The following is an 8,878-nucleotide window of genomic DNA, read 5'->3' on the forward strand; positions in this document are numbered from 1 at the left end:
CCGCCACGTCGTGGGGGCCTGCGGACCGGGGCGGGCCGAGCCGCCGCGACCTTCGGGCCCGGTGAGGGATCGCACCCGCCACGGGTGCCGCCGGGCCTGCGGACCGGGGCGGGCCGGGCCACCGCAGCCTTCAGGCCCCATGAGGGGCCGCACTCGCCACGAGTGCCGCCGGGCTGCGGACCGTCAGGGGCCGAGCCGCCGCAGCCTTCAGGCCCCATGAGGGATCGCACCCGCCACGAGTGCCGCCGGGCCGCGGACCGTCACGGACCGAGCCGCCGTGATCTTCGGGCCCCGTGAGACGGTCGCACCCGCCACGTCGTGGGAGGGCGTCGTGGGAGGGCCGCGGGCGGCCGGGCGGGCAGGCGCACGAAGAACCCGGCCGGGTGGGCAGGCGCGCAAAGAACCCGGTCAGCCGGGCACGCGTACGAAGAACCCGGTCAGCCGGGGCGCCGGGCCCGCCACGTCACATAGAGGGCCGAGGCCACGGCGGCGACGCGGATGACCCAGGGCCAGGTGTCGGCCAGCGCGGACCCGAGGCCGCCGGACGGCACGGGGTCGCCCCAGCGCCCTTCCGTGCGGCCCCACAGCCAGACCACCCCGGCCGCGACGGTCAGGCCCGGCAGGACCACGACGGCCCACTGCGACTCGGTGTGGGAGAGCTTGCGGGTGAGATAGGCCAGGCCCCAGCCGACGGCGAGCACGATCCAGTTGCCCAGGAAGGCGCCGACGAGCAGCAGCAGGGCGACGACCAGGAGCAGCGGCGGGACGGGCGCGCCGTCGGGCCGGCGCAGCAGACTGATCCGGCGCGGCCCGTCCTCCTCGGCTTCCTCGGCCACCTCGTCCTCCTCACCCCGCCCGCCCTGGGCGCCCGGCGGGGCGTCGTGCGGTGGCGGCTTCAGTATCTCGGGGACCTCGATGCCTCCGGTGAACCCGTGCATCGGCGCGGAGGCGCCGCCCGGGAACGGTCCGGGCTCGACCCGCCACCAGTCCGGCGCCTCGGCGGCGGGCCCCGTCCCGTCCGCCGCGGGAAAGTATTGCGGCGCGGGGGCGGCGGCGCGGGCGCCCTCGCCCTCGCGGCGCGGCTCGGGCACCCTGCCGCTGTCGTTCCCGGCGGCCCCGGCCCCGGCCACGGCCTCGTCGGGGCTGCCGAGGTCGGCGAGAATCCGCTGTACGGCGTTCGGCGTGTCGGCGCCCTCGGAGGAGCGCCGCCGTTCGATCTCCGTACGCAGCCGCGAGACGAGCCGCATCCGGTCGCCGGAGGTGAGCGACTGCCGCTGGGCGATGTCGCCGACCCGGCTCAGATAGTCGTAAACAAGCTGATCGCTCTCGATCCCCACCGAAACCCCTCAGACCACCAGCCGCGTTCCTGCCCCGAAGGTACCGCTTCGCCGCAGGGCCTACGGAGGGAATCAGGAGACCTTCACCGCGAGGCGGGTACCCCGCCGGACGGGCTGAATTCAGCCCGTCCGGCGATTGAGGACACCGCGCGTCAGCGCGGAAAAGGGGGGCCCGGGGGCGAAGCCCCCGGTTACCGGGAAGGGGCGGGGCTGGGGAAAACGCCCCGCGCAGCGGCATGCACGAAGGAACAGCACCACGACGGCGCCGCACGGACAACAGCCGAGCACAGCGCAGCGACCCGGTACCGTAAGCAGAATGACCACGTCGCGGCCGGAGAAGCACACGAGCGGACCCCGCACGGAGAGAGCGCCCGCCGGAGCCCCTTCCGCCGCACCCGCCCGCACCCTCGCCGAGGAGCTCCGCGGCCGCCCCGACGACTCGCTCGCCGCCCTCCTGCGCGCCCGCCCCGACCTGCTCAATCCCGTCCCGGGCGACCTCACCCAGCTCGCGACCCGGGCCGGCACCCGCGCGTCCGTGGTCCGGGCGCTGGAGCGCCTGGACCGGTTCACGCTCCAGGTCGCGGAGGCGCTGGCGGTCGCGCCGGACCCGTGCCCGTACGCCACGCTGGACGCCCTGATGGGCGGCGACGCGCCCGAGGACCCGAGGATCGCGGCGGAGCTGCCGCGCGCCGTGGCGGCCCTGCGCGACCAGGCGCTGGTCTGGGGCGCGGAGGACCAGTTGCGGCTGGTGCGCACGGTGCGGGAGCTGCTGGCGCCGAGCGCGGCGCACCCCTCTCCCACGGGCCTGGGCCCGTCCGTCGCCGAGGCCACGGCGGGCATGTCGCCGGGCCGGGTGCAGCAGATCATCGCGGCGGCGGGGCTGCCCGCGACGCATGACCCGGTGACGGCGGTCGCGGCGCTGACGGAGCTGTTCGAGGACCGTGCGCGGATGTCGGCGCTGCTGGACACGGCCCCGGCGGAGGCGACGGCGGTGCTGGGCCGCCTGGTGTGGGGCCCGCCGTACGGCACGGTGACGGCCGAGCCGGCGGCGCACCTGCGCTGGCTGCTGGACCGGGGGCTGCTGCTGCCCGCCGGGCCGGGGAGCGTGCTGCTGCCGCGCGAGGTGGCGCTGCACCTGCGCGCCGGGCGGGCGCACCGGGCCCCGGAGCCGGTGGCCCCGGAGCTGGCGCCGGTCACGGAGCACTCGCCCCGGGTGGTGGACGCGACGGCGGCCGGGCAGGCGTTCACGGCCCTGACGACGGTCGAGGACCTGCTGAAGGGCTGGGAGACGGGCGGCCCGCTGGTCCTGCGGGCGGGCGGGCTGAGCGTGCGCGACCTCAAGCGGACGGCGGCCGCGCTGGACGCGACGGAGCAGGCGGCCGCCTTCTGGACCGAGCTGGCGTACGCGGCGGGGCTGCTGGCGTCGGACGGCGAGGTAGACGAGCGGTACGCCCCGACGCCGGCCTACGACGAGTGGCTGCTGCTGCCCGCGGAGCAGCGGTGGACGCGCCTGGCGACGGCGTGGCTGGCGGCGACGCGCACGGCGGGCCCGGTCGGCGGCCGGGACGCCAAGGCCCGTACGCTCGCGGCGCTGGGCCCGGACCTGGACCGCGCCCCGGCGCCGGAGGTGCGCCACCGGGTGCTGGCGCTGCTGGCGACGCTGCCGCAGGGCGGCTCGGTCACGCCGGAGACGCTGCTGGGGCGGTTGCGGTGGGAGCGCCCGCCGCGCGGCGCGGTGACGGGCGGAGCACCGGCCGGGCGGCCGGGGACAGCCGGAGCACCGCCCCACGCGCCCCACGACGACCTCCGCTCCCGCCTGGCCCTCTGGACCCTGACCGAGGCCGAGATGCTCGGCGTCACCAACCGGGGCGCCCTCACGGACCACGGCCGGGCCCTGCTCGGGGCCGGTGGCACGGAGGGCGCGCCCTGGCGCCCGGCCGGTGAGGCCGAGCTCGGGGCGGCGGCCGTGCGGGCCGCCGCGCGGCTCGCGCCGCTGCTCCCCGAGCCGCTCGACCACGTCCTGCTGCAGGCGGACCTCACGGCGGTGGCCCCGGGCCCGCTGCGGCGGCCGCTGGCGCAGACGCTGGGGGTGCTGGCCGACATCGAGTCCAAGGGCGGGGCGACGGTCTACCGCTTCACGCCCGGTTCGGTGCGGCGCGCGCTGGACGCGGGCCGGACGGCGACGGACCTGAAGACGTTCCTCACGGAACACTCGCGTACGCCCGTGCCGCAGCCGCTCTCGTACCTGATCGACGACGTGGCACGCCGCCACGGCCACCTGCGGGTGGGGGCGGCCTCCTCGTACGTGCGCTGCGACGACGAGGCGATGCTGGCGGAGATCCTCGCCGACCGGCGCTCGGCCCCGCTGCGGCCGCGCCGCCTGGCGCCGACGGTGCTGGCGGCGCAGGTGCCGCCCGACGCCCTCCTCGACGGCCTGCGGGCGATGGGCTACGCACCGGCGGCGGAGTCGGCGGAGGGCGACGTCGTGGTCACCCGCGCGGACGCCCACCGCACCCCGCCGCGCACGGCGCCCACCCCGGTGCCGGAGGGCCCGCCCGTCCCGGACCCGACGCTGCTGGGCGCGGCGGTGCGCGCGATCCGCGCGGGCGACATGGCGTCGACCGCGGAACGCAAGCCCACGGCGGCCCCGGCCTCCGGCGGCCTGCCCCGCACGACGTCCGCCGACACCCTGGCGACGGTCCAGGCCGCGGTGCTGACGGGCGCGGCGGTCTGGATCGGCTATGTGAACGCGGAAGGCGCGGCGAGCCAGCGGGTGATCGCCCCGGTCCGGGTGGAGGGCGGCTTCGTGACGGCGTACGACCACACGGCGGACGAGATCCGCACCTACCCGCTGCACCGCATCACGGGCGTGGCGGAGCTGGTGGACGACACGGTCTGAGCCGTCGCGGACGGCCCGCGCGGTGACCGGCCGAACCGAACGTCCGGAAGAGCGGGCGAGCGGCTCCGGTGGGGACCGGCTCACGAAGGACACCCGCCCCGGCACCCCGCCGGCGAGGCCCGGACCGCGCCGGTCCGTGGTGGGGGCCGGTCCTCACCGGCCCCCACCTCGCTTTCCCCCCGCATGCGGCACACTGGACGTTTGGCCCGACGGCGCCGCCCCGGCGCCCGTACGGCCGACCGCTAGCGGAAAGGGCCCAGCGCGTGAACGGACCTCTCATCGTCCAGAGCGACAAGACGCTGCTTCTGGAGGTGGACCACGAGCAGGCGGACGCGTGCCGCCGCGCCATCGCCCCCTTCGCGGAGCTGGAGCGCGCGCCCGAGCACATCCACACCTACCGGCTGACCCCGCTCGGCCTGTGGAACGCCCGTGCCGCGGGGCACGACGCCGAGCAGGTCGTCGACGCGCTCGTCACCCACTCCCGTTACCCCGTGCCGCACGCGCTGCTGGTCGACATCGCCGAGACGATGGACCGCTACGGCCGGCTCAAGCTGATGAAGCACCCCGTGCACGGGCTGGTGCTGGAGAGCACGGACCGGCCGGTGCTGGAGGAGATCCTCCGGTCGAAGAAGGTCCAGCCGCTGGTCGGGGCCCGGATCGACGCCGACACCGTCGCCGTGCACCCCTCCGAGCGCGGGCAGATCAAGCAGACGCTGCTGAAGCTGGGCTGGCCCGCCGAGGACCTCGCGGGCTACGTCGACGGCGAGGCGCACCCGATCGAGCTGGAGGAGGACGGCTGGACGCTGCGCCCGTACCAGCGGCAGGCCGTCGAGGGCTTCTGGCACGGCGGCTCCGGCGTCGTCGTGCTGCCCTGCGGCGCGGGCAAGACGCTGGTCGGCGCGGGGGCGATGGCGCAGGCCAAGGCGACCACGCTGATCCTCGTCACCAACACCGTCTCGGCGCGGCAGTGGAAGCACGAGCTGGTGAAGCGGACGTCCCTGACCGAGGACGAGATCGGCGAGTACTCGGGGACGAGGAAGGAGATCCGCCCGGTCACCATCGCCACGTACCAGGTCCTCACGACCAAGCGGAAGGGCATCTACCCGCACCTGGAGCTGTTCGACTCCCGGGACTGGGGCCTGGTCGTCTACGACGAGGTGCACCTGCTGCCCGCGCCGGTCTTCAAGTTCACCGCCGATCTCCAGGCCCGCCGCCGCCTCGGTCTGACGGCCACGCTCGTGCGCGAGGACGGCCGTGAGTCGGACGTCTTCTCGCTCATCGGCCCGAAGCGCTTCGACGCCCCGTGGAAGGAGATCGAGGCGCAGGGCTATATCGCGCCCGCCGACTGCGTCGAGGTCCGGGTGAACCTCACGGACCACGAGCGGCTGGCGTACGCGACGGCGGAGACCGAGGAGAAGTACCGCTACTGCGCGACGACCGCCACCAAGCGGAAGGTCACGGAGGCGCTGGTGCGCAAGCACCGGGGCGAGCAGACGCTCGTCATCGGCCAGTACATCGACCAGCTGGACGAGCTGGGCGAGCACCTGGGCGCGCCCGTCATCAAGGGCGAGACGACGAACGCGCAGCGGGAGAAGCTCTTCGAGTCCTTCCGGCAGGGCGAGATCTCGGTCCTCGTCGTGTCGAAGGTCGCCAACTTCTCGATCGACCTGCCGGAGGCGACGGTCGCCATCCAGGTGTCCGGCACGTTCGGCTCCCGCCAGGAGGAGGCGCAGCGGCTCGGCCGGGTGCTCCGCCCGAAGGCGGACGGGCACGAGGCCCGGTTCTATTCGGTGGTCGCCCGCGACACCGTCGACCAGGACTTCGCGGCGCACCGCCAGCGGTTCCTGGCGGAGCAGGGGTACGCGTACCGGATCGTGGACGCGGACGCGCTGCTGACGGGCGGCGACGCCGCCTGAGCCGGCGGACCGGGCGGGGCGATCCCGGTCCGCGGCCGATTCCCGGTCGGTACGCTGGCCGGGGAGTCGCGCCATGGCGAGGAAAGGGCAGCATGTCTCATCAGGACATCTACGAGGTGTTGTACACCGAGCCGGCCGCACGTGACCGCGACCGGCTGGACCCCGCGCGGCGGGCGTCGTTCGACAAGGCGGTCGAGATCCTCGCCCGCGATCCGTACACCGAGCTCTCCCGGCCCGTGGGCGTGGGCGGGCAGGACCGGGAGATCCGGCTCACGTCGCAGATCGTGGCCGAGTACATGATCTCGCGGGGGCGGCTGCTCCTCGTGGTCCTGAGGATCTTCGACGACGCGGACATCCTCCTGCCCGAGGAGTGACCCCGCGCGGGGTGACGGACCCTGGGGGCGTGCGGAAAATCATTCGCGCGCCCCTTTTCTGCTGACTACACTCGTCCGCCTTGCCGCCTCCCGCGCGCCCTCGCGCGCCGGGAGCGCCACCGTCCGGACGGAAACCGGCGGGTCCACGCACCACGTCCAGCACCCGCACCCCGCCCGGAGGCCCCGCCGTGCCCGCGCAGCAAGTCCCGAACGACCCCCTCGCGCGTGAGCGCGCCCACCTCTCCTCCTCCCGTGCCGCGCTGCGCGCCATGCGCGCCGACGTCGAGGCCCTGGACATCAAGGACGTCACCGCGAACTGGGTGAACGCCGCGGTCCTGGAGCGGCAGATCGAGGACCGGATCACGGCGCTGGCCGACCTGGCGCACACCCCGCTGTTCTTCGGCCGGCTGGACTACGTGCACGCGCCGGGCGCCGATCAGGCCGAAGGGGCAGAGGGCGAGCGCTTCTACATCGGCCGCCGGCACGTCCACGACGCGGACGGCGACCCCATGGTCATCGACTGGCGCGCACCCGTCTCACAGCCGTTCTACCGGGCGTCCAAGAAGGAGCCCATGGACGTGCGGACGCGCCGCCGCTTCGGCTACACCGGCGGCGAGCTGACCGCCTACGAGGACGAGGACCTCACCGACGCCGCGGGCGAGGAGCGGGCGAGCCGGCTCCTCCAGACGGAGATCGAGCGGCCGCGCGTCGGCCCGATGCGGGACATCGTCGCGACGATCCAGCCGGAGCAGGACGAGATCGTCCGCGCGGGCATCGGCGGCACGGTGTGCGTCCAGGGCGCCCCGGGCACCGGGAAGACCGCCGTCGGCCTGCACCGTGTCGCGTATCTGCTCTACGCCCACCGCGAGCGCCTCGCCCGCACGGGCACGCTCGTCATCGGCCCGAACCGCTCCTTCCTCCACTACATCGAGCAAGTGCTGCCCGCCCTGGGCGAGTTGAACGTGGCGCAGGCCACGGTCGACGACCTGGTCGCCCATGTGGAGGTGCGCGGCGAGGACGCCCCCGCCGCCGCCCGGCTCAAGGGCGACGCCCGCATGGCGGAGGTGCTGCGGCGCGCGGTGCGCTCCGGTGTGACGATGCCGGACGAGGCGGTCGTCGTCGTGCGCGGCTCACGGCGCTGGCGGGTCCCGGCGTACGAGATCGAGGAGATGGTCCGCGAGCTGCTGGCCCGCGACATCCGTTACGGCGCCGCCCGCGAGGCGCTCCCGCAGCGGATCGCGCACGCCGTGCTCGTACGGATGGAGGAGGCGGGCGAGGCGCCCGACGACCGGGTGCAGGACGCGGTGGCGCGGAACGCCGCGGTGAAGGCGGCGGTCAAGTCGCTCTGGCCGGCGGTCGATCCGGCGAAGCTGGTGCTCCGGCTGCTGTCCGACGCGGAGTTCCTCGCGGAGCACGCGGAGGGCGTCCTGACGGCCGACGAGCAGGCGGAGATCCGCTGGGCGAAGCCGACCCGGAGCGTACGGTCCGCCAGGTGGTCCGCGGCGGACGCGGTGCTGATCGACGAGGCGGCCGACCTCGTCGCCCGAACGCCGTCCCTGGGCCATGTCGTCCTGGACGAGGCCCAGGACCTCTCCCCCATGCAGTACCGCGCGGTCGGCCGCCGCTGCACGACCGGTTCGGCGACGATCCTCGGCGACCTCGCGCAGGGCACCACGCCGTGGGCGACGCCGACCTGGGCCGAGGCCCTGACCCACCTGGGCAAGCCGGACGCCTCGGTCGAGGAACTGACCCAGGGCTTCCGCGTACCGCGCGAGGTGATCGCCTACGCGTCCCGGCTGCTGCCGGCCATCGCCCCGGGCCTCGCCGAGGCCACCTCGGTGCGGGAGGCGGCGGGCGACTTCTCGGTGCGGGAGGTGGCCCTGTCCGCGCGGGACGAGGCGGTCGTCGCCGCCTGCCGCGAGGCGCTGGAACGCGAGGGCTCGATCGGCCTGATCGCGGCCGACGCCCGCGTCGCGCCGCTCGCGGAGGCCCTGCGCACCGCCGCCCTGCCGTTCCTCGCCCCCGGCGAGGAGACCTCCGCGGACTCCCGCCTGACCCTGGTCCCGGCGACCCTGGCCAAGGGCCTGGAGTACGACTACGTGGTCCTGGACGAACCGTCGGAGCTCGTCACGGCAGAACCGGACGAACGAACGGGCCTGCGACGGCTGTACGTGGCCCTGACACGGGCGGTGTCGGGCCTGACGGTGATCCACGCGGCGGGGTTGCCGGGGCAGTTGGGGTAACGGTTCGTTGTCGGGTGCGGCGCCATTCCCCGCTGCGCGGGGGTCGCCGTACGGCCTCTGCCCTTTGCCACGTGCGGCGCCGTTTCCCGCTGCGCGGGGTCGCCGTACG

5 protein-coding genes are annotated in these 8,878 nt (G+C 75.3%); 4 read left to right on the forward strand and 1 reads right to left on the reverse strand.

Annotation, left to right across the window (positions count from 1 at the left end):
- Positions 1-437: 437 nt before the first annotated feature.
- A complete protein-coding gene (locus AF335_RS29370; RefSeq protein ID WP_102921455.1) occupies positions 438-1,337 on the reverse strand; it encodes a hypothetical protein in 900 nt (299 codons plus the stop codon).
- 316 nt (positions 1,338-1,653) lie between these two features.
- On the opposite strand from AF335_RS29370, the gene AF335_RS29375 reads away from it, so the two are divergent.
- The 4 genes from AF335_RS29375 (at position 1,654) to AF335_RS29390 (ending at position 8,769) form a co-directional block, all read left to right on the forward strand.
- Positions 1,654-4,236, forward strand: a complete 2,583-nt coding sequence (locus tag AF335_RS29375; protein ID WP_102921456.1) for a helicase C-terminal domain-containing protein — start codon at positions 1,654-1,656, stop codon at positions 4,234-4,236.
- Positions 4,237-4,499: 263 nt separating this feature from the next.
- The gene (locus AF335_RS29380; protein WP_102921457.1) at positions 4,500-6,152 is read left to right on the forward strand and encodes a DNA repair helicase XPB; all 1,653 of its coding nucleotides are present in this window, start codon (positions 4,500-4,502) and stop codon (positions 6,150-6,152) included.
- 92 nt (positions 6,153-6,244) lie between these two features.
- Positions 6,245-6,526, forward strand: coding sequence for a type II toxin-antitoxin system RelE family toxin (locus AF335_RS29385; RefSeq protein ID WP_102921458.1), 282 nt, complete (start codon positions 6,245-6,247; stop codon positions 6,524-6,526).
- 188 nt (positions 6,527-6,714) lie between these two features.
- Positions 6,715-8,769 carry a HelD family protein gene (locus AF335_RS29390; protein ID WP_244927201.1) on the forward strand — a complete coding sequence of 685 codons (2,055 nt, stop codon included), beginning with the start codon at positions 6,715-6,717 and terminating at the stop codon, positions 8,767-8,769.
- Positions 8,770-8,878: the final 109 nt, after the last annotated feature.

The organism is Streptomyces eurocidicus (genome assembly GCF_002891295.1).
Lineage (GTDB): Bacteria > Actinomycetota > Actinomycetes > Streptomycetales > Streptomycetaceae > Streptomyces > Streptomyces eurocidicus.

Bases quoted from the DNA above. Each gene is read 5' to 3' on its own strand.
- AF335_RS29375 (WP_102921456.1), top strand. From the start codon at position 1,654: ATGACCACGTCGCGGCCGGAGAAGCACACGAGCGGACCCCGCACGGAG.
- AF335_RS29385 (WP_102921458.1), top strand. From the start codon at position 6,245: ATGTCTCATCAGGACATCTACGAGGTGTTGTACACCGAGCCGGCCGCA.